22 protein-coding genes and 1 pseudogene are annotated in these 19220 nt (G+C 68.9%); 7 read left to right on the forward strand and 16 right to left on the reverse strand.

The features are described from left to right. Positions 1 to 9 precede the first annotated feature (9 nt). The 4 genes from secF to ON19_RS18825 all read right to left on the reverse strand — a co-directional run bounded on the left by secF (position 10) and on the right by ON19_RS18825 (position 5074). Positions 10 to 1245, reverse strand: coding sequence for a protein translocase subunit SecF (gene secF / locus ON19_RS18810; RefSeq protein ID WP_043694230.1), 1236 nt, complete (start codon positions 1243 to 1245; stop codon positions 10 to 12). A 7-nt stretch (positions 1246 to 1252) separates the two neighbouring features. Then, positions 1253 to 2908 (reverse strand): protein translocase subunit SecD, encoded by a 1656-nt coding sequence (secD, locus tag ON19_RS18815; protein WP_043694232.1) that lies wholly within the window; start codon positions 2906 to 2908, stop codon positions 1253 to 1255. A 119-nt stretch (positions 2909 to 3027) separates the two neighbouring features. Next, positions 3028 to 3402 carry a preprotein translocase subunit YajC gene (gene yajC / locus ON19_RS18820; RefSeq protein ID WP_043694233.1) on the reverse strand — a complete coding sequence of 125 codons (375 nt, stop codon included), beginning with the start codon at positions 3400 to 3402 and terminating at the stop codon, positions 3028 to 3030. A 181-nt stretch (positions 3403 to 3583) separates the two neighbouring features. Beyond that, positions 3584 to 5074, reverse strand: a complete 1491-nt coding sequence (locus ON19_RS18825; RefSeq protein WP_043694234.1) for a flavin-containing monooxygenase — start codon at positions 5072 to 5074, stop codon at positions 3584 to 3586. A 36-nt stretch (positions 5075 to 5110) separates the two neighbouring features. Between ON19_RS18825 and ON19_RS18830 the strand changes: the two genes are divergently transcribed. Both ON19_RS18830 and ON19_RS44410 read left to right on the forward strand, forming a co-directional pair. Continuing rightward, the gene (locus ON19_RS18830; protein WP_051169048.1) at positions 5111 to 5776 is read left to right on the forward strand and encodes a TetR/AcrR family transcriptional regulator; all 666 of its coding nucleotides are present in this window, start codon (positions 5111 to 5113) and stop codon (positions 5774 to 5776) included. A 151-nt stretch (positions 5777 to 5927) separates the two neighbouring features. After that, positions 5928 to 6491 carry a DivIVA domain-containing protein gene (locus tag ON19_RS44410; RefSeq protein ID WP_051169049.1) on the forward strand — a complete coding sequence of 188 codons (564 nt, stop codon included), beginning with the start codon at positions 5928 to 5930 and terminating at the stop codon, positions 6489 to 6491. A 36-nt stretch (positions 6492 to 6527) separates the two neighbouring features. Here the strand turns inward: ON19_RS44410 and ruvB are convergent, their stop codons facing one another. The 6 genes from ruvB to ON19_RS18865 form a co-directional block, all read right to left on the reverse strand. Next, positions 6528 to 7610: a Holliday junction branch migration DNA helicase RuvB gene (ruvB, locus tag ON19_RS18840; protein ID WP_043694237.1), complete on the reverse strand. Its 1083-nt coding sequence runs from the start codon at positions 7608 to 7610 to the stop codon at positions 6528 to 6530. Between the two features lie 8 nt (positions 7611 to 7618). Then, the gene (gene ruvA / locus ON19_RS18845; protein WP_043694239.1) at positions 7619 to 8224 is read right to left on the reverse strand and encodes a Holliday junction branch migration protein RuvA; all 606 of its coding nucleotides are present in this window, start codon (positions 8222 to 8224) and stop codon (positions 7619 to 7621) included. Further along, positions 8221 to 8790 (reverse strand): crossover junction endodeoxyribonuclease RuvC, encoded by a 570-nt coding sequence (gene ruvC, locus ON19_RS18850; RefSeq protein ID WP_043694241.1) that lies wholly within the window; start codon positions 8788 to 8790, stop codon positions 8221 to 8223. The genes ruvA and ruvC overlap by 4 nt, the downstream gene beginning before the upstream one ends. 79 nt (positions 8791 to 8869) lie before the next feature. Next, positions 8870 to 9322 (reverse strand): acyl-CoA thioesterase, encoded by a 453-nt coding sequence (locus ON19_RS18855; protein WP_043694243.1) that lies wholly within the window; start codon positions 9320 to 9322, stop codon positions 8870 to 8872. 183 nt (positions 9323 to 9505) lie between these two features. Then, complete coding sequence (locus ON19_RS18860; RefSeq protein ID WP_083899471.1) at positions 9506 to 10021, reverse strand: O-acetyl-ADP-ribose deacetylase; 516 nt, start codon at positions 10019 to 10021, stop codon at positions 9506 to 9508. Between the two features lie 112 nt (positions 10022 to 10133). Continuing rightward, positions 10134 to 11114: a GlxA family transcriptional regulator gene (locus ON19_RS18865; RefSeq protein WP_372478716.1), complete on the reverse strand. Its 981-nt coding sequence runs from the start codon at positions 11112 to 11114 to the stop codon at positions 10134 to 10136. A 106-nt stretch (positions 11115 to 11220) separates the two neighbouring features. Here ON19_RS18865 and ON19_RS18870 point away from each other — a divergent pair, with 106 nt between their 5' ends. The 4 genes from ON19_RS18870 to ON19_RS18885 all read left to right on the forward strand — a co-directional run bounded on the left by ON19_RS18870 (position 11221) and on the right by ON19_RS18885 (position 13527). Further along, positions 11221 to 12156 (forward strand): NADP-dependent oxidoreductase, encoded by a 936-nt coding sequence (locus ON19_RS18870; protein WP_043694358.1) that lies wholly within the window; start codon positions 11221 to 11223, stop codon positions 12154 to 12156. A 42-nt stretch (positions 12157 to 12198) separates the two neighbouring features. Then, a complete protein-coding gene (locus ON19_RS18875) occupies positions 12199 to 12405 on the forward strand; it encodes a DUF5988 family protein (RefSeq protein WP_043694250.1) in 207 nt (68 codons plus the stop codon). Between the two features lie 113 nt (positions 12406 to 12518). Beyond that, complete coding sequence (locus ON19_RS18880) at positions 12519 to 12878, forward strand: metalloregulator ArsR/SmtB family transcription factor (RefSeq protein ID WP_043694259.1); 360 nt, start codon at positions 12519 to 12521, stop codon at positions 12876 to 12878. 145 nt (positions 12879 to 13023) lie between these two features. Beyond that, positions 13024 to 13527, forward strand: coding sequence for an SRPBCC family protein (locus tag ON19_RS18885; RefSeq protein ID WP_043694262.1), 504 nt, complete (start codon positions 13024 to 13026; stop codon positions 13525 to 13527). On the opposite strand, the gene ON19_RS18890 is transcribed toward ON19_RS18885, so the two are convergent. The 3 genes from ON19_RS18890 to ON19_RS18900 form a co-directional block, all read right to left on the reverse strand. Beyond that, positions 13524 to 14276 carry a YebC/PmpR family DNA-binding transcriptional regulator gene (locus tag ON19_RS18890; protein WP_043694271.1) on the reverse strand — a complete coding sequence of 251 codons (753 nt, stop codon included), beginning with the start codon at positions 14274 to 14276 and terminating at the stop codon, positions 13524 to 13526. The genes ON19_RS18885 and ON19_RS18890 overlap by 4 nt on opposite strands. A gap of 178 nt (positions 14277 to 14454) precedes the next feature. Next, positions 14455 to 15105: a pyridoxal 5'-phosphate synthase glutaminase subunit PdxT gene (gene pdxT / locus ON19_RS18895; RefSeq protein ID WP_051169051.1), complete on the reverse strand. Its 651-nt coding sequence runs from the start codon at positions 15103 to 15105 to the stop codon at positions 14455 to 14457. Positions 15106 to 15171: 66 nt separating this feature from the next. Then, positions 15172 to 15993, reverse strand: coding sequence for an acyl-CoA thioesterase (locus tag ON19_RS18900; RefSeq protein WP_043694274.1), 822 nt, complete (start codon positions 15991 to 15993; stop codon positions 15172 to 15174). 113 nt (positions 15994 to 16106) lie between these two features. On the opposite strand from ON19_RS18900, the gene ON19_RS18905 reads away from it, so the two are divergent. Further along, complete coding sequence (locus tag ON19_RS18905) at positions 16107 to 16733, forward strand: nucleoside/nucleotide kinase family protein (RefSeq protein WP_043694275.1); 627 nt, start codon at positions 16107 to 16109, stop codon at positions 16731 to 16733. A 374-nt stretch (positions 16734 to 17107) separates the two neighbouring features. On the opposite strand, the gene ON19_RS18910 is transcribed toward ON19_RS18905, so the two are convergent. The 3 genes and pseudogenes from ON19_RS18910 to pdxS form a co-directional block, all read right to left on the reverse strand. Then, positions 17108 to 17602 carry a WKL family lipoprotein gene (locus ON19_RS18910; protein WP_043694278.1) on the reverse strand — a complete coding sequence of 165 codons (495 nt, stop codon included), beginning with the start codon at positions 17600 to 17602 and terminating at the stop codon, positions 17108 to 17110. Positions 17603 to 17847: 245 nt separating this feature from the next. Further along, positions 17848 to 17949: pseudogene (locus ON19_RS41990) on the reverse strand (LysR family transcriptional regulator); the annotation flags it as partial. A 24-nt stretch (positions 17950 to 17973) separates the two neighbouring features. Beyond that, complete coding sequence (gene pdxS, locus ON19_RS18915) at positions 17974 to 18894, reverse strand: pyridoxal 5'-phosphate synthase lyase subunit PdxS (RefSeq protein ID WP_043694364.1); 921 nt, start codon at positions 18892 to 18894, stop codon at positions 17974 to 17976. Between the last annotated feature and the right edge of the window lie 326 nt (positions 18895 to 19220).

Here is a 19220-nt window from a genome sequence, read left to right on the forward strand (position 1 = left end):
TGCCTGGTGTCAGTTCCGCCTCTTCTGCCGTTTCCCGCTCGGGCGCGCGCCTGGTCGCGGCGCCTGCGCGGCCGCGCGCTGTCGGCGCGGAGTCTCGTCCAGGTCCCGTCCCGCCGCCGTGCTCGCCCGGCGCTCGGCCGCGACCCCCGCGCGAGCGCTGGCCGCGCCCGCCCGCTTGGCCAAAACCTTCCTGGTGTGCGCCGCCACCGGTCCCCAGCGTTCCTTGATCGAGACCAGTAGCGGAGTCGCGAAGAAAATCGAGGAGTACGTGCCGATCAGCAGACCGACCAGCTGCACCAGCGCCAGGTCCTTGAGGGTTCCGACGCCCAGCATCCAGACCGCGATCACCATCAAGCCGACGATCGGCAATATGCCGATCAGAGCGGTGTTGATCGAGCGCATGAGCGTCTGGTTCACCGCGAGGTTGGCCTGCTCACCGTAGGTGCGTCTGGTCAGATGGAGAATACCGTGGGTGTTCTCCTCGACCTTGTCGAACACGACGACCGAGTCGTAGAGCGAGAAGCCGAGGATGGTCAGGATGCCGATCACCGTCGCCGGGGTGACCTCGAATCCGACCAGCGAGTACACGCCCGCGGTGACCGTGACGTCGAAGACCAGCGCCGCCAGCGCCGCGATGGCCATGTGCGTCTCGAAGCGGACCGCGATGTAGACCGCGACGAGCACGAGGAACACCGCGAGCGCGATGAGCGCCTTGCGGGTGATCTGGCTGCCCCAGGTCTCGCTGACGTCGGAGGTGCTGATCGCGGCCAGGCTCGGGTTGCCGGTCTTGTCCTTCGGCTGGAACTCGGTGAACAGCGCGCTGTTCACCGCCTCTACCTGCTGTTGGTTCAGCGCCTCCGACCGGATCAGCATGGTGGCCGCCCCGCCGGTGCCGACGGTCTGCACCGAGACCGGGTCGGTGCCGATGGCGCCCCGGTAGACGTCCTCCACCTCGCTGGTGGTCGCGTTCCCGGCCGGGAACTGGATGCGGGAACCGCCCTCGAAGTCGATGCCGAAGTTGAAGCCGCGGAAGAGGATGCTGCCCAGCGAGATGAGCACGATCACGGCGGTGATGAGATACCACATCCGGCGCCTGCCGATGACGTCGATCGCGCCCGTGCCGGTGTAGAGCCGGTTGAAGAAGCCGTGCTTGGGCGGCTGCGGCTCGGTGACCGCCTCGAAGACGTCGGTGACCTCGGTGGCGCTCGGCTTGTCGAGCGAATGGGTGGTGTGGCTGTTGGTCATCGCGTCCTCACGCCTTCCCGAGGGCGGCCGCGGCCGCCTTCCGCTCGCGGGCAATCTGCTGGACCGCGCCGAGGCCGTTCACCGACGGCTTGGACCAGAACGCCGTCCGGGAGGCGAGCAGCACCAGCGGCGAGGTGACCAGGAACACCACCACGACGTCGAGGATCGTGGTGAGACCGAGGGTGAACGCGAAACCCTTCACCTGGCCGACGGCCAGGATGTACAGCACGGCCGCGGCGATGAAGCTGACGGCGTTGCCGGACAGGATGGTCCGGCGGGCGCGCTGCCAGCCGCGCGGCGCCGCGGAACGGAAGCTGCGGCCCTCGCGCATCTCGTCCTTGATCCGTTCGAAGAACACCACGAACGAGTCGGCGGTCATACCTATACCGATGATCAGACCGGCGATACCGGCGAGGTCGAGCGTGAAGCCGATCCAGCGTCCGAGCAGCACCATGATGCCGTAGACGGCCAATCCGGAGGCCACCAGCGACAAGCCGGTGAGGAAACCGAGCATCCGGTAGTAGGCCAGGCAGTAGAGCAACACCACCGCCAAGCCGATCGCACCGGCGAGCAGGCCGGCCTTCAGCGACGAGAGGCCGAGCGTGGCGGAGACCGTCTCGGCCTCGGAGGTCTGGAACGACAGCGGCAGCGAGCCGTACTTCAACGTGTTCGCCAGTTCCTTCGCCGACGACGCGGTGAAGTTGCCCGAGATCTGGGTGCGGCCGCCCTGCTGCGGCCCCTGCTGCACGACCGGTGCGCTGACCACCTTCGAGTCGAGTACGAAGGCGACCCGCTTGTAGACGTACTCGCCGGTCAGCGCGGCCCAGGCGTCACTGCCGCCGGACTTGAAGTCCAAGTAGACCTCGTGCCTGGCCTGCTGCTGGTTCAGGCCCGAGGTGGCGTCTTTGATCTCCTGGCCGTCGATGCGGCTCTTGTCCAGCAGCAAGACCTCGGTGCCGTCGGTCGAGCAGGTCACCAGCGGAAGCGCCGGGTCGTCGTTGCCCGCGAGCGGATCGGCCTTCCCGCAGTCCAGGGTGGCCAGCGCGGTCTGCTGCACGGACTGATCGGTGCTCTGCCGCAGCGCCTTCGCCGCCTGGATCTCCCTGGTGGCCTCTTCGGTGGGCGTCAGGGCGGGATCGACCGGCGGCTGGGTCGGCTGCTGGGCGGGGAACACCCGCTGCTGCGGCGCGGGTGTCGGCTCCGCGGTCTCCGGCGCGCTGGGCTGGGCCTCCGGCGCCTGCTGCGTGCCCGGCGTGGTCTGCGGGGTGGCGCCGCGACCCGCGACGGGCACGGCCTGCAGCACGGGGCGGATGTAGAGCTTGGCGGTCGTCGCCAGCGCACGCGCCTGCTGCCCGTCGTCACCGGGCACGGTGATCACGATGTTGTCGCCATCGATGACGACCTCGGAGCCGCCGACACCGAGCCCGTTGACCCGGTTCTCGATGATGTCCTGCGCCTTCTTCAGGCTGTCCTGGCTCGGCTTGCTGCCGTCCGGCGTGCGCGCGGACAACGTGACCCGGGTGCCACCCTGCAGGTCGATGCCGAGCTTGGGCGTCGGGGACTTGTCACCGGTGAAGAACACCAGCGCATAGACCACGGCCAGCAGCGCGGCATAGACGCCGAGCAGCCGGAGCGGGTGCGCCGATCCTTGGGAAGGTGGCACAGTACGTCATCTCCTAGGCGGGAAGTCGAGGATGGAACGAGCAGGCAGGCACCAGCGCCGCCGGGTGCGCGGACGGAAAGCCGCGGCGACATCCGGCGAGGCGGGCACAACCGGAACGATCAGTCCTTGGTCAGGCGGGTCTCGGTCTGCTCGGTGGATTCCTCGACGGTCGCGTTCGCGGTCGCGTCCGAGTCGTCCGAACTCGTGGCGTCGGCGCCGGTCGACTCGGTGTTCACCGCGTCCTCGGCGCGCACCTCCCGGATGGCCTGACGCAGCCACGTGGTGACCACGTCCTCGGCGATCTCGAGGTCGACCGTGGTGTCGTCGAGTTCGACCACGGTGCCGTACAGACCTGACGTGGTGATGACCTGATCGCCGATCTTCAGGTTGTCCTGCATGCTCGCGACCTTCTCGGCCTCCCGCTTCTGACGGCGGACACCGAGGAACATCGGCACGAGCAGGGCTACCAGTAGCAGCGGAAACAGCAGTTCCATCGTCGAAGTCAGTCCCTAGTGTTGTGGGTGGGATGGACAAGTACCCACACAGTCTGCCAGTTCGCCGCGCGGATGCCACACCCGCACGCCCGCTGGACAGCCATAACGCCCCTTCACACGCCGACTCGCCCGCCGGAACACGCTCCGGCGGGCGAACTCGCGTGCGACGCGGCCCGGGAAGTCAGGCGGTCTCGCCGTAGCGGTAGTCCTCCAGCGGGAAGCTGACCGCTTCGCGGTGTGCGTTGAGCGTGCTGGTCGGCCGCAAGAGGGCGGCCTCGCCGTGCTGGTTGAAGTAGTAGCTGCGCGCGGTGGCGCAGTCGCCGCCGTAGAAGACCGACGAGCCGAGCTTGGCGGTGACCCGGTCCAGGAACGCCGCGTTGGCCTGCTCGGTGACCTCGAAGGTGTGCTCGCCTCGCCTGCGCAGTTCGCCGAACAAGCGGCCCATGTGCTTCATCTGCGCCTCGATGGTCGTGAAGTAGGACAGACCGCTGTAGGAGTAGGGGCTGTTGAGGCTGAGGAAGTTGGGGAACTTCGGCACCGTGATGCCCTCGTAGGCTTGGAAACGGTTGTCCCGCCAGAACTTTCCGAGGTTCACCCCGTCGCGGCCGATGATCTCGATGGCCGGGAAGTTTACGTCCCACAGGTTGAAGCCGGTGGCCAGGATGAGCGTGTCGATCTCGGTCTTGTGCCCGTCGGCGGTGACGATGCCGTCCGGCTCGACGCGCTCGATCGCGTGGGTCTCCAAGCGCACGTGCGGCTGGTTGAACGTCGTGAAGTAATGGTTGGAGAAGGTCGGCCGCTTGCACCCGAAGTCGTAGTGCGGCGTCAGCTGCCTGCGCGTTTCCTTGTCGCGCACGGATGCGCGCAGATGCGCCTTGGCCAGCGCTCCCGCGCCCTTGTTCATCAGCTTGGCCTGCTTGAAGTGCAGCACCCCGACCACCATCAGGGCCTCCAGCAAGCTGGTGTTGACCAGCCGCGCCGCCTTCTGCGTGGCGGGAACCCGTTCGAAGAGCTTGCGCACCGGCGCGGGGATCGCGGTGTCGATCTTCGGGACCACCCAGATGGGAGTGCGCTGGAACACCGTGAGCGCCTGCGCCTTTCTGGCGACTTCGGGCACCAATTGCACGGCGGTGGCGCCGGTGCCGATGATCGCGGCCTTGCGGCCGGTGAGATCGAAGCCGTCCTCCCACGCGGTGGTGTGGATGATCTTGCCCTGGAACGAATCGATGCCGGGGAACGGCGGAGTGTAGGGCTGGGACAGGAACCCTGTCGCGGTCAGCAGGTACCGGCCGGTGATGGTCTCCCCGCCCGCGATCGAGACCACCCAGTGCTGCTGCTCGTCGTCCCAGCGCGCCCCGTCGACGAGGGTGCCGAAGCGCATCCGGCGGCGCAGGCCGTACTTGTCGGCGACGTGTTCGGCGTACTTCTTCAGCTCCGCGCCCGGCGCGAACAGGCGCGACCAGTGCGGATTCGGCTCGAACGAGTAGGAGTAGGTGACCGAGGCGATGTCGACCGCCAGACCCGGATAGTGGTTGACGTGCCAGGTGCCACCGAGATCGTCCTCCCGATCGAGGATGACGTAATTGCTCAGGCCGAGCCGATCGAGCTGAATGCCCGCCCCCATGCCCCCGAACCCCGCACCGACCACGACCGCGTCGTATTGAGGCGCCACACCGAACCTCCTGCTAGCTGAATCACATATCACGGAATGACACATCATTCCGCTTGTGACGACTGTATCATCGGCTACGTGACGAAGCCATCCACGCGTGCTGAGCGACGGAAAGCCGAACTGCGCCAGGAGATCATCGACACCGCCTTCGTCTGTTTCGCGGAGAAGGGCTATCACGCGACCGGCATCGCCGACATCGCGGGCCACCTAGGTATCGGACACGGCACCTTCTACCGGTACTTCAGCAACAAGCGCGACATCATCGACCACGTCATCGACGATCTGGCCGCCCGCATCATCGCCGCCCTCGGCACCGAGAACGCCCCGGACGCCGCCACCACCCTCGACGAATACCGCGCCCAGATCGACCGCATCGGCATGGCACTCACCGAAATCCTGCTGGCCGACCGCAGGGTGGCCCAGCTGCTGCTGTTCCATGCCACCGGCATCGACGACGAACTCACCGAGCGGCTCTACGGACTGCTCGACACCGCCGACGCGCTCACCGCGGGCTATCTCGACCACGGTGTCGAGCTGGGCTACCTGCGCGCCGACCTGGACACCCGCAACACCGCGCGGGCCGTGACCGGCATGCTCATCGCGGGCATCGTGCACTCGCTGCGCGAACCGGACGAGGCCGCGATCACCGGACTCAACCAGGCGATCCGCCGCCTGCTCGTGGACGGCGTTCGCAAGGATTGAGCAACGCGGCAATCCCCCTGACACCACCACCGGGCGCTAGGGTGAGGCGCACTGATCCGACGCTTCGCCAGGGGGACGGCCCTTGTTCGCAATAGGCCACGGAATTCCGAAACTTTCCTTCCGAGCGGTCCGGCGCACCGAGCCTGACAGAATGGCGCCCGTGACCCCGGAGGACGTGCGCCGTACCCGTTTCGCGACTTCGACGCTCGGACATCGCGGCTACCACGCGGACGAGGTGGACGCCTTCCTCGAACTCGTCGCCGCGACCCTGGCCGGACAGGGCGTGCTCGCCGCCGACGATCTGCGGCATGTCGGCTTCGACCCGCCGCGCCTCGGCCAGCGCGGCTATCGCGCCGACCAGGTCGACGAGTATCTGGATCAGCTGCGCACCGAGCTGGAGTTCCGTCAGCGCGGCGTCCGGCCGGTGCCGGCCGCGAACGGCAACGGCCACCCCATGCTCACCTCCGACGACGTGCGCCGCATGCGATTCACCCCCGCCCCGATGGGCCGACGCGGATACAACGAGGAAGAGGTCGGCGCGTTCCTCGATCTGGTCGCCGCGAGCCTCGCACACGGCGGACCGGGCAGCCTCACCATCGATGACGTCCAGACCGTGCGCTTCACCGAGGCCCGCGTCGGCACACGCGGCTATCAACGCGACGAGGTCGATGCCTTTCTCGACTTGGTCGCCGCCGCATTGCGCCATCGCCACTGATCGGCCACCGCGCCCTCGTTCACCCGCGGGGGCGGGTCATTCGAACAGGTCCAGGGTGGGATGCGGCTCGCGGCCGCGCACTTCGATGGAGCCGAACACCAGGTCCGGCGGCGGGACGAGGCCGAGGTGCTCCCAGGCGGCGGCGGTGGCCACCCGGCCGCGGGGTGTGCGCGCGACCATGCCCGCGCGAACCAAGAACGGTTCGCATACCTCTTCGACGGTCGCGGCTTCCTCCCCGACCGCCACCGCCAGAGTGGACACCCCGACCGGGCCACCGCCGAAACTGCGGACGAGCGCGCTGAGCACCGCGCGGTCGAGGCGGTCGAGGCCGAGCACGTCCACGTCGTAGACCTCGAGCGCGGCCTGCGCGATAGGGCGGGTGATCCGGCCGTCGGCGCGGACCTCCGCGTAGTCGCGGACGCGCCGCAGCAAGCGGTTGGCGATACGGGGCGTGCCGCGCGAGCGGCCCGCGATCTCGGCCGCCGCCTCCTCATCGATGACGACGCCGAGAATGTGCGCCGAACGTTGCAGGATGCGCAGCAGCTCCCCTGGCTCGTAGAAGTCCATGTGCCCGGTGAAACCGAAGCGGTCGCGCAACGGCCCGGTCAGCGCTCCGGACCGGGTGGTGGCGCCGACCAGGGTGAACGGCGCGATGTCCAGGGGAATGGAAGTGGCGCCGGGCCCCTTGCCGACGACCACGTCCACCCGGAAGTCCTCCATCGCCAGGTAGAGCATCTCCTCGGCGGGGCGGGCCATCCGGTGGATCTCGTCGATGAACAGCACGTCGCCCTCGACCAGGTTGCTGAGCATGGCAGCGAGGTCGCCCGCCCGCTCCAGCGCGGGGCCCGACGTGATCCGCAGCGCGGTGCCCAGCTCCGTGGCGATGATCATCGCCATACTCGTCTTGCCGAGGCCAGGCGGGCCGGAGAGCAGGACATGGTCCGGCGTGCCACCGCGCTGTTTGGCTCCGCGCAGCACCAGTGCGAGCTGTTCGCGCACTCTGGGCTGACCGATGAAGTCGTCCAGCGACTTCGGGCGCAGATTGGCCTCGATCTCGCCGTCGGACTTCAGATAGCTTGCGCTGACCTGGGATTCGGCGGGTTCCTCTTGGTGGTCCATGACGCGCCTTACCGGTTCTTGCCGAGCAGGCCGAGCGCGGCACGCAGGGCGGCGGAGGTGTCGGCGGTGGGCTGGTCGGCCAGCACCGCATCGATCGCCTGTTCGGCCTGCTTGGCGGCGAAACCGAGGCCGACGAGCGCCTCGGCGACCTGATCGCGCACCGGCGTGCCCACCGCGGCGGACGCCGATCCGGGGGGACCGGCGGGCACCGGAACGAGATTCACCTTGTCGCGCAGTTCCACCACCATGCGCTCGGCGCCGCGCTTGCCGATGCCGGGCACCCGGGTCAGCGCCGCCACGTTGCTCTCGGCCAGCGCTTTGCGCAGCGCCTCGGGCTCGAGGACGGCCAGCACCGCCATGGCGAGGCGGGGTCCGACGCCGGAGACGGTTTGCAGCAGGCCGAACAGGTCGCGGGCTTCCGTGTCGGCGAAACCGTAGAGCGTCATCGAGTCCTCGCGGACGATCATCGCGGTGTAGAGCCTGATCTCCTCGCCACGGGTCAGCCCGGCCAGGGTGGACGGGGTGGCGTTGAGCCGGTAGCCGACGCCGGCCGCCTCGATCACCGCGTGGTCGAGGGCGATTTCCAGCACTTCACCGCGTACCGACGCGATCACCCGCGCACCGCCTTCCGTTGTTCGGCCAGCCGTTCGATGTACCGGCGCTGCGCCGCGGCCGCCTTGGCCTCCGCCGCCGCCATCCGCTCCAGCAGCGGCGCCCGCCAACAATGGCAGATCGCCAGCGCCAGCGCATCCGCCGCGTCCGCCGGTTTGGGCGCGGTCTGCAGGCCGAGGATACGGGTGACCATCGCGGTGACCTGCTTCTTGTCCGCGGCGCCGTTGCCGGTGACCGCGGCCTTGACCTCGCTGGGCGTGTGGAAGGCGACCGGGATCCCCCGGCGCGCCGCGGCCAGCGCGATCACTCCGCCCGCCTGCGCGGTGCCCATGGCGGTGCGGACATTGTGCTGGGCGAAGACGCGTTCGATGGCGACGGCCCCCGGCTCGTGGGTGTCCATCCAGCGTTCGGCGGCGTCGGCGACCGCGAGCAGGCGGTGGGCCAGATCCATATCCCCGGGTGTGCGGACCACGTCGACGTCCACGGCGGTGACCTTCCGCCCCGTCCCGCCGTCGACGATGCTGAGGCCACATCGGGTGAGTCCGGGGTCGACGCCCATCACCCGCACGACAACCCCTCTCCCGGACACGAACAATTGTTCGAGAGTCTAGCGGAGGCTTGCTCTTTCGCCCTCCGTGACACGAGGGCTATCCACCGAGGGCCGTCGCTTCCCCTGCTGGGCCCGGCAATCCCAGCAACTGCGGATGGCTCGCGCGCGCCGCCCACTGCCGCGCGGGGTCGGCGACCAGCCGGCGGGCACCCAGATCGAGCAAGCCGCTGACATTGGTCACCGTCGCGGCGACCACCCCGTCGGCCCTGGTCAGGACGTGCTCGACCCGATAGGTCTTGCCCTGACCCCATTGCCAGGCGCACGACACGTCCACGGTGTCGCCACCGCGTAGTTCACGCTGGAAGCGGAGCACGGTCTCCAAATTGACCGGCCCGAGACCCGACGCGATCAGCTCGTCGACCGATACGCCCGCCGCTTGGACGCACGCGAAACGCGCATGGTCGGCGAATTGGTGGTAGGCCGCGCCGGTGACGTGCAATTGCGGATCCAGGTCGGAGACCCGGACTTCGATGCGGGTACTGAACGACACGGGCCGACTATGCCAGCGGGCACCGACAAGTTCGCCGCATCGATGGGACGCACGCGCTCGCACGGCTACTGCACCATCCGGATACCGAAAGCCCCGGACCGGATAGTCGATCATTCCGCAGCCGCGGCGCGCGCACTCGCCACCCGCGACTCGAATCGGCTGCCGAAGCGGGCGTCTTCGCGCCTACGTTCCGGCGACCTGCCGCGCGAACGCGGCATGAGCCTGCTCGTCGAAGAGAACGAACCGGGCTTGGGCCACCGCCGTCTCGGTCGTCCGGACCGTGTCGACGGCGATCCGGGCGCCGTCGTCCATCGGCCAGCCGAAGACGCCGGTGGAGATCGCCGGGAACGCGACCGTCCGTGCTCCCAATTCGTCCGCCACGCGCAAGGATTCCCGATAGCACGAGGTCAGCAGGGCGGAACGGTCCTCGGTGGCCGACCACACGGGCCCGACGGTATGGATCACCCACCGCGCGGGCAGGCGTCCCGCCGTGGTGGCCACGGCCGCACCGGTGGGCAGGCCCGCGCCGTAGCGGGAGGCGCGCAACCGGCGGCACTCCGCCAGGATCTCCGGCCCACCGCGCCGGTGGATCGCGCCGTCGACTCCCCCACCACCCAGCAGCGACGAGTTCGCCGCGTTCACCACCGCGTCGACCTCCTGTTCGGTGATGTCACCGCGCACCAGCACCAGTTCGACCATGCTTCGCATTCTGCCTCCGCCACAGGCAGTCGCACGTCACCGCAGTCGCACGCCACGGTAGTGGCACGCTCACCGAGGCCGACGCCGACCGTGCCCGCAGGCGCGGCGCGAATCACGCCACGATCGTCCCGCTCTCCGACCCGGCGGCTCGCGCGCGAAACGTTCGCCGGTAGGCCTGCGGTGACACGCCGATCGCCTCGGTCAGGTGCTGACGCAGCGAGGTCCCGGTGGCGAAGCCGACCTCTCCCGCGATGCGATCGACAGTCAGATCGGTGGTTTCCAGCAGATGCCTGGCACGGAAGACGCGCTGCTGGATCAACCAGCGTCCAGGGCTCATACCCACCTCGTCGCGGAAGCGCCGAGCGAAGGTTCGCTTGCTCATCCGGGCCCGGATCGCCAATTCGTCGACCGTCAGCGGACAGTCCAGATTCTCCAGCGCCCATTGCCGGGCCGCGGCGGTCCCGGCCGACGTCGCGGGCGGCACCGGCTGCTCGATGTACTGCGCCTGGCCGCCGTCGCGCCAGGGCGGTACGACACAGCGCCTGGCCACCGCGTTCGCGACGGCACTGCCGTGATCGCGCCGGACCAAGTGCAGGCACACGTCCAGTCCCGCCGCCGCACCCGCCGAGGTGAGGACATCCCCGTCGTCCACGTAGAGCACGTCGGGATCGAGGCGGACGCGTGGAAAGGTGCGCCGGAACAGATCCGCTCGATGCCAATGTGTGGTGGCCGGGCGCCCGTCGAGCAGTCCCGCGGCCGCGGCGACAAAAGCGCCGGTGCAGATCGCGACGATTCTGGCCCCGGGCCGGATCTGCGCCAACGCGTCGAGCACCGGCTGCGGCAGCGTGCCCGCGAGGGATGTCGTGATATCGCAGGCGGGCAGCACCACGGTATCGGCGTTGCGCAGCGCCCGGCTGTCGTGCGCGCCCGTGATGGCGAAATCGGCGGCACTGCGCACCGGACGCCCGTCCACCGAGCAGGTGCTCACCTCGTATCTGCCTGCGGCGCTACCGAATACCCGGGTGGGGATGCCCAGCTCGAAGGGATACACCCCGTCCAGTGCCAGCACGACCACCCGATGGGGCGCGGCCACCTCAGTCATGGCACGATCATATCGAAGAATGGCAATCGTGCCATTTCCTGCACCGTCCACCCCCGGCAGGCTGGCAGTCGTGACCGAAATCGACAGCACCGCGACAATGCGCGCGATCAGCCAACACACCCTAGGCGGACCCGAGGTGCTCACCGAAGGACAACTTCCGCAACCGGTTCCAGGACCCGGCCAGATCCTGGTCCGGGTGCGCGCGGCCGGACTGAACCCGACCGATTGGCGCCACCGCGCCACCGCGGGACTTTTCCTGCCCCTGCCGCCGTTCGTCCTGGGCTGGGACGTCTCCGGTGAGGTCGCGGCCACCGGCATCGGTGTCACCCTGTTCCGGCCCGGCGACGAGGTCTTCGGCATGCTCCCGTATCCGCACGGTCACGGCTCCTGCGCCGAATACGTGGTCGGACCGGCCCGCGCGTTCGCGCGCAAACCGGCCGCCCTCGACCACACCAAGGCGGCGGCGATTCCGCTCGCCGCGCTCACCGCCTGGCAGGCGCTCGTCGACACGGCGGGCCTGGCAGCGGGCCAACGCGTGCTGATCCACGCGGCCGCGGGTGGCGTCGGCCATTTCGCGGTGCAGATCGCGAAAGCGCAAGGGGCCTATGTCATCGGCACGGCGAGCGCGCCCAACCACGCGTTCCTGCGCGGAATCGGCGCCGACGAGGTGATCAACTATCGCGACACCGATGTCGCCGAGGCGGTCCGCGACATCGACGTGGTCCTGGACTCCATAGACGACGACAACAGCATTCGCGCGCTGCGCACCCTGCGCCCCGGCGGCCTGCTGGTGTCGCTTCGGGCGTTCGGTCCAGTCGACCTCGCGGCCGAGGCGCAGGCGCGCGGCGTCCGCGCGGTGCGGATGCTGGTCGAACACGATCACGCCGGCATGCGCGCCTTGGCCGCGCTCGCCGAATCGGGCGCCCTGCGCCCGACCCTGGCGGGGACGTTCCCGCTGTCGGAGGCGGCGAAGGCGCATGCTTTGGGCGACACCGGGCGAACCGTCGGCAAATTAGTCCTCACCGTGCCCTGAAATCTCCCACGATCAGGGCATCAGCGCTTCTACCATCCGAGGATGAGTATTGGTGCGAAAGCTGTCCTCGAAGGCGGGCCGCAAGACTTGCCCACGCGTATCGTCCCGATCACACCGCCAGGGGTGGAGTTGAAGGTGCCGTTCCGGGGCGGATACGAGCATTTCAAGGTCACCCAGCGCGAACAGGACACCTCCGAAGGACGACTGCGCGTGTACGAGTGGTGCGATCGCACGAAGATCGCGGAATGAGCCCGACCAACCTTCCACGGCGGCGGTGACGAGCCGACCGGCCGCGAAGTTCCGACCGAATCCGGCGCGGGATGCCATGGACAAAAGCGTAACTAACTGGTTACGCTTTTGTCGTGGACAAGGTGGCCGGCGCGATCGCCGATCCGGTGCGCCGGGAGATCATGGAACTGCTCGTCGGCGCGCGCCGCACCGCCGGGGAGATCGCCGGGCATTTCGCGATCAGCCGCCCCGCCGTCAGCAGGCATCTGCGTGTGCTGCGCGAAAGCGGCCTGGTACGCGATGAACTCGTCGGCAGAGAACGCTTCTACGTTCTCGACACCGCCCCGTTGTCGGCGCTCACCGAGTGGCTCGCGCGGTTCCGGCAGCCCGTCTCATGGGCACACCACCTCGACGCACTCGAGACCGAGGTCTACCGGACCAGACGCGAGCGTCGTTCCGGCGGCCAGGACACGCCACGGGAGGACACGGCATGAGCGGTCAGGCCCGGAGGCGGCAGCGCAGTGTGACCACGCAGGGCCCCGCACATGCCACCAGCAAGCACCGCATGAGCGGTCAGGCCCGAAGGCGGCAGCGCAGTGTGACCACGCAGGGCCCCGCACACGCCAGAAAGGAATCCGCATGACCAAGCGACCCACGGGACAACTGTTTCCCGCCGAGGCGGGCAAGGATCTGGTGCTGATCCGCACCTACCGCGCCCCGATCGAGGACGTCTGGGCCAGCGTCACCGAACCCGACCGCACCGCACGCTGGTTCGGACCGTGGGAGGGCGAAGCGGGACCGGGACGAATGATCAAGGTGCAGATGGTTTTCGAGGACGAGCAGCCGTGCATGCAGATGCGCATCGACGCCTGCGAGCCGCCGCGCCGTCTCGCCGTCTCGGCTGTCGACGACCACGGCTCCTGGCAGCTGGACCTGGCGCTGCGCGAGACGGCGGGGACCACCGAGCTGCGCTTCACCCACCACCTGCGCACCGATACCGAGATCGCCCAGCTTCCCCACGTCGGCCCCGGCTGGGAGTACTACCTGGACATGCTCGGGGCGGCCCGTGCGCAGACCGACCGCCCCGATTTCTCGCACTACTATCCCGCCATGCAGGACTACTACGCGCGGTTGCTCGACTAGTCGTCGAGCTGAGCGAGCACCTCGTCCGGGATGTCGACGTTGGTGTAGACGTTCTGCACGTCGTCGCTGTCCTCGAGCGCGTCGACGAGTTTGATCACCTTGCGGGCGCCGTCGGCGTCCACCGCGACCGACACCGAGGGCTGGAAGCCGGACTCGGCGGAGTCGTAGTCGATACCAGCGGTTTGCAGCGCGGTGCGCACCGCGATCAGATCGCTGGGCTCGCTGATGATCTCGAACGACTCACCGAGGTCGTTGACCTCCTCGGCGCCCGCGTCGAGTACCGCGAGCAGCACGTCGTCCTCGGACAGGCCGTTCTTCTCCAGGGTGACGACACCCTTGCGATGGAACAGGTAGGCCACCGAGCCCGGGTCGGCCATATTGCCGCCGTTGCGCGTCATCGCGACCCGGACCTCGCCCGCGGCCCGGTTGCGGTTGTCGGTGAGGCACTCGATCAGCACGGCCACGCCGTTGGGCCCGTAGCCCTCGTACATGATCGTCTGCCAGTCGGCGCCGCCCGCCTCTTCACCGCCGCCGCGCTTGCGCGCGCGCTCGATGTTGTCGTTGGGGACCGACGACTTCTTCGCCTTCTGGATGGCGTCGTACAACGTCGGGTTGCCATCCGGGTCACCGCCACCGGTCCGGGCCGCCACCTCGATGTTCTTGATCAACTTCGCGAACAGCTTGCCGCGCTTCGCGTCGATCGCAGCCTTCTTGTGCTTGGTGGTGGCCCATTTGGAGTGGCCGCTCATTCCCTACTTCCTTCAGGTCGATGGCACGTCTGGTCGTGTGTACGGTACCGGCACGGCCGGGCGGACAACTTCCCCAGCCTACTCGGGCGGCCGTGACGTCCGCGCAAAGCGCCCCTGCTACGCGGCCGCTCGCCGTCGACCAGCGGGCACGAGCGGCGAACGGCCTTCGCCGCACCCCTCAAGCCGCCCGGACCATCTCCACGAACATCCGGTGCACCCGCAGATCACCGGTCACTTCGGGATGGAACGACGTGGCCAGGACATTGCCCTGCCGCACCGCGACGATCCGGCCCGCGGCGGGACCGTCCGGCACGGTGGCCAGCACGTCGACGCCTTCGCCTGCCCGCTCGACCCACGGCGCCCGGATGAACACCGCGCGCACCGGACCGTCGGTGAGCCCGGCGAACGGCAGATCGGTTTCGAACGAGTCGACCTGGCGGCCGAACGCGTTGCGCCGCACCGTCATATCGATCCCGGACAGGTGCTCGGCGTCCGGGCGGGTGTCGAGCACCTCGGAGGCGAGCAGGATCATGCCCGCGCAGGAGCCGAACGCGGGCATGCCGGCACGCAGCCGGGCACGCAACGGCTCCAGCAGCTCGAACACCGTCAGCAGTTTGCTGATCGCGGTCGACTCGCCGCCGGGCAGCACCAGCGCGTCCACCGCGGCGAGCTCCGACTCGCGCCGGACCAGCACCGGCTCGGCGCCACAGCGCGCGAGCGCGGCGACGTGCTCCCGGACGTCGCCCTGCAACGCGAGCACGCCGATGGTGGGACGGGACCGTGCCGGTCCGGCGTCGGCGGCGGGTGCGGCGACCGAGGTAGCGTTCACGCCGGAAAGCTTACGAGCCGTACCGATGTGGGCCTGCTCACGGTCGCCGTCCGGCGCGCGTCGTGGTCAGTCCTCGCGCAGCGTGCGGATGAGACCTTCCTGGACCACCGCCGCCACCAGCGTGCCCTCCCGGGTGAAGATCTTTCCGCCGGTCAGCCCGCGGCCGAATGCGGCCGACGGCGAGGACTGGTCGTAGAGCAGCCACTCGTCGGCCCGGAACGGGCGCAGGAACCACATCGCGTGATCGAGCGAGGCGTTCTGGGTCGGCTCATCGGGGTGGACGACCTTCGAGGAGCCCAGCAGCGTCATATCGCTCATGTAGGCGAGGGTGCACACGTGCACCAGCGGGTCGTCGGGCAGCAGGTGCCGGTAGCGGAACCACACCTGCTGCTGGGAGACCACGCCGTCGCGGCGGGACACGTTCTCCGGCGGAACCATGCGGATGTCCCAGTGCTCCCACTCGCGCATCTCCCACAATCGCTCGGGACTCATCGTGGTACTCGCGTCGGGCAGATCCTCCGGCATCGCGACGTCCGGCATGACGTCCTGGTGCTCCGGCCCCTGGTCACCGACGTGGAACGAGGCCGACATGGTGAAGATCGCGGCGCCGTCCTGGATACCGGTCACCCGCCGGGTGCAGAACGAGCGGCCGTCCCGGATGCGCTCCACCTGGTAGACCGTCGGTTCCTGCGGATTGCCCGGACGCAGGAAGTAGCCGTGCAAGGAATGCACCTGGAACCGCGGTTCCACCGTCCGTACCGCGGACACGAGCGCCTGGCCGGCAACCTGGCCGCCGAACGTGCGCGGGAGCTGGGTCTTGGTGGACGCGCCACGGAAGATGTCCCGCTCGAGCCGCTCTATCTCCAGCGCCTCTTCGATTGTCGCCATGCGCTGAGATTATCCCGGCCGCATCCGAGGGCGCCGCTCGGCCGCCGGTGAACGCTTGGCAACACCTGCGCTCCCCCGGCGGCCCCGCGGGCGCGATTTGCTGAGATGGACGGGTGCCACGCTTTTCGCCGATCACCCGCGACGGCCTCGTCGAGCTGGTGATCCACCCTGTCCTGACCGCGAACTCGCACACGGTGATCGCCGTCGACGGCGCGGACGCCGCCCGGCCCGTGGCGCTCGCCGACCGGATCGCCGAGGCGCTGCGCGCGGCGGGGCGGTCCGCCGAGGTGGTCTCCCTGCACGACTACGTGCGCCCGGCCTCGCTGCGCATGGAATTCGGCCGCACCGACGAGATGTCCTATCGCACAGCATGGTTCGACTACGCCGCGCTGCGCCGCGAAGTGGTCGACGCGCTCCGGCGGCACAGCCGGTGGCTGCCCGCGCTGTGGGACGAAGCCGCCGACCGCTCCGCGCGTGCCGCGATCCGCACGGCTGCGCCCGCGACCACGATCGTCGTCGCGGGGCCGATGCTCGCAGGCCGCGGACTCGATGCCGATCTGAGCGTCCGCCTGGACCTGTCCGAAGCCGCGCTCCGCCGCAACACCCCACCCGACACGCAGTGGACCATTCCCGCCCTGCTGCGGCACGACGCCGAGAACCCTTACACCCCGAACTTCTTCGTGCGCTGGGACCATCCTGATCGCCCTGCGCTTCGTGTCGACGAGATTCGGGGGAGTTAGGCTCCCCCGTCCTTGCTGGTTCTCGTTCGTAGTCGACGGCCGTTCACAGTGTCTCTACATAGTTGAATGCGCATAGGTATGTATCCATATGTGATCTGCCGAGGCGGCTGAGAAGTGCTCGCCTCTGGTAGATGCGTGTCGTCGCATATCGGTCCAACCGCGGTGCGGCCGATCGGACCGCACCGCGTCGCCAGAAGCGGTCCGTCTCTCCCCCACCACGGCTTTCCAGCCATCAGACCAGCCGATCCCCGCCGTCCACATGCAGCCGGGAATTGACACCGCAAGGCAGGGAAATGATCCGGCCCGGCAGCCGGGCGATGGCGGGCTCGGCGGAGCCACGCCTCATCGCCCGGCGCGCCGGGCCGGCTCCGCACTCAGGGGGCGCAGGCCGGGGATTGCTGGTTCAGGTTGGCCAGCGCCTGGCAGGCCCAAGTCTTCTGAACCTTCCACTTGCCGTCCTCCAGGACGAACGGAACGTCGACCTGGCTCTCCTGCCCGTTGATGGTGAACTTGGCCTGCGCGGTGACACTGTCACCGAAGGCGGTCACTCCCGTGACCACTGCCGTGGCATTGGCCTGCCGGAAGGCTTCGGCCAAGCGGTTGGGCAGGCCTGGGTCGGCTTCGATGCCCTGCACGAGATCGAGCTTCTGCTCGTTGGGCACCGTGGGATCGAGGGCCTTCTGCAACAGGGCGTTGAGTTCGTCGACGGTGGGCACGGCAGGCATGGTCGCGGAGGCCGCGGCGCCGGTCGTGGTGTGAGTCGACTTGGGCGAGTCGCTGGTGTCGTCACCGCCGCAGGCGGCGAGGCTCAGGGCGGCCACCATGGCCAGGCCCGCGACTGCGAGGCGTCCGGTTCTGCGAAGCTTCAACTGTTCGTCCTTTGCGCTCGGATCGTTCCGACGGTAAGAGGGCGCGCAATGGCCGGGGCGGCCATCGAATGGCGAAGCTACTGAGCGTGATTGTGAAAACCATGAGACGGCCTTCTGGCCGCTGTAAGAGTTGAACCTAGCACCGGAACCGGCCCGAGCGGTCTATTCCGCCGACAGGTCGCCCGTAATGGCGGCCATCAGCGCCGCGACGGCCGGATCGCGCACGGCCGCCGGTTCTCGCCCTACTGACCGAGGGTGGGCGTCGAGATGAACAACCGCTGCGCGGCCCGGCGGAAGTGCAGCTCCTCCGCCAGGACCACGAAGTACCGCGGCTGCCGCGACTCCACGCGGCAGACGCTACCGGTCCGCGCTCACCACCCGCGCTCGGCGAGGCGATGCGGCTGGGCGATCTCCTCGACGTTGATACCGACCATGGCCTCGCCCAGACCGCGCGACACCTTGGCCAGCACGTCCGGGTCGTCGTAGAAGGTGGTGGCCTTGACGATGGCGGCGGCGCGCTGGGCCGGGTTGCCGGACTTGAAGATGCCCGAGCCCACGAACACGCCCTCGGCCCCGAGCTGCATCATCATCGCCGCGTCGGCGGGGGTGGCGATACCGCCCGCGGTGAACAGCACGACCGGCAGTTTGCCGGTCTCGGCGATCTCGCGAACCAGCTCGTAGGGCGCCTGCAGCTCCTTGGCCGCGACGAACAGCTCGTCCTCGGGCAGCGACGCCAGCCTGCGGATCTCCTGGCGAATCTTGCGCATGTGCGTCGTCGCGTTGGACACGTCGCCGGTGCCCGCCTCGCCCTTGGAGCGAATCATGGCCGCGCCCTCCGTGATCCGGCGCAGCGCCTCGCCCAGGTTCGTGGCGCCGCAGACGAACGGCACGGTGAAGTTCCACTTGTCGATGTGGTTGGCGTAGTCGGCCGGGGTGAGCACCTCGGACTCGTCGATGTAGTCGACGCCGAGGCTCTGCAGGATCTGCGCCTCCACGAAGTGGCCGATACGGGCCTTGGCCATGACCGGGATCGAGACCGCGGAAATGATGCCGTCGATCATGTCCGGGTCGCTCATCCGGGACACGCCGCCCTGGGCACGGATGTCCGCGGGCACGCGCTCGAGCGCCATCACCGCGACCGCGCCCGCGTCCTCGGCGATCTTGGCCTGCTCCGGCGTGACGACGTCCATGATCACCCCACCCTTGAGCATCTCGGCCATGCCGCGCTTCACGCGGGCGGTGCCGACGGTCTGGGTGGTCTCGGGGGTGGTCACGGCAAACTCCTCCAGCATGTGCGCCATTCGGTCGCTCGGATGCGAACGCCACGATTCTAGGCGGCCGCAAAAGGCCACTTGATAGCCAGTTGGAGTGCACTGGCCTGGTGTGATCTCGGTTATGGCGCGCTAGGCCGGGAGGGCGCGGCGATCGGGCCGTCCCGGCACGGTACTGGACTGCCCGGCCGTCGCCGGGCGCCGGATCACAGCGGGCCGACCACCAGCAACGTCGCCCAGTACTCCGCGGCCGCGGGGCCGATCAGCGGCAACAGGAAATCGAACAGCAGGTACGACATGAACCAACTACCTCCACAACCGAGCGGGAACGGCCCCGCCGTCAGCAG

This window comes from Nocardia abscessus NBRC 100374 (assembly GCF_000308455.1).
Lineage (GTDB): Bacteria > Actinomycetota > Actinomycetes > Mycobacteriales > Mycobacteriaceae > Nocardia > Nocardia abscessus.

What these genes read in the sequence shown, in the direction of transcription:
- ON19_RS44410 (WP_051169049.1), top strand. Translation starts at nt 5,928, where the DNA reads ATGGCGCCCGTGACCCCGGAGGACGTGCGCCGTACCCGTTTCGCGACT.
- ruvB (WP_043694237.1), bottom strand. Translation starts at nt 7,610, where the DNA reads ATGGACCACCAAGAGGAACCCGCCGAATCCCAGGTCAGCGCAAGCTAT.
- yajC (WP_043694233.1), bottom strand. Translation starts at nt 3,402, where the DNA reads ATGGAACTGCTGTTTCCGCTGCTACTGGTAGCCCTGCTCGTGCCGATG.
- ON19_RS18830 (WP_051169048.1), top strand. Translation starts at nt 5,111, where the DNA reads ATGACACATCATTCCGCTTGTGACGACTGTATCATCGGCTACGTGACG.
- ON19_RS18885 (WP_043694262.1), top strand. Translation starts at nt 13,024, where the DNA reads ATGACCAAGCGACCCACGGGACAACTGTTTCCCGCCGAGGCGGGCAAG.
- secF (WP_043694230.1), bottom strand. Translation starts at nt 1,245, where the DNA reads ATGACCAACAGCCACACCACCCATTCGCTCGACAAGCCGAGCGCCACC.
- pdxS (WP_043694364.1), bottom strand. Translation starts at nt 18,894, where the DNA reads ATGCTGGAGGAGTTTGCCGTGACCACCCCCGAGACCACCCAGACCGTC.
- ON19_RS18870 (WP_043694358.1), top strand. Translation starts at nt 11,221, where the DNA reads ATGCGCGCGATCAGCCAACACACCCTAGGCGGACCCGAGGTGCTCACC.
- ON19_RS18875 (WP_043694250.1), top strand. Translation starts at nt 12,199, where the DNA reads ATGAGTATTGGTGCGAAAGCTGTCCTCGAAGGCGGGCCGCAAGACTTG.
- ON19_RS18860 (WP_083899471.1), bottom strand. Translation starts at nt 10,021, where the DNA reads ATGGTCGAACTGGTGCTGGTGCGCGGTGACATCACCGAACAGGAGGTC.
- ON19_RS18890 (WP_043694271.1), bottom strand. Translation starts at nt 14,276, where the DNA reads ATGAGCGGCCACTCCAAATGGGCCACCACCAAGCACAAGAAGGCTGCG.
- ON19_RS18900 (WP_043694274.1), bottom strand. Translation starts at nt 15,993, where the DNA reads ATGGCGACAATCGAAGAGGCGCTGGAGATAGAGCGGCTCGAGCGGGAC.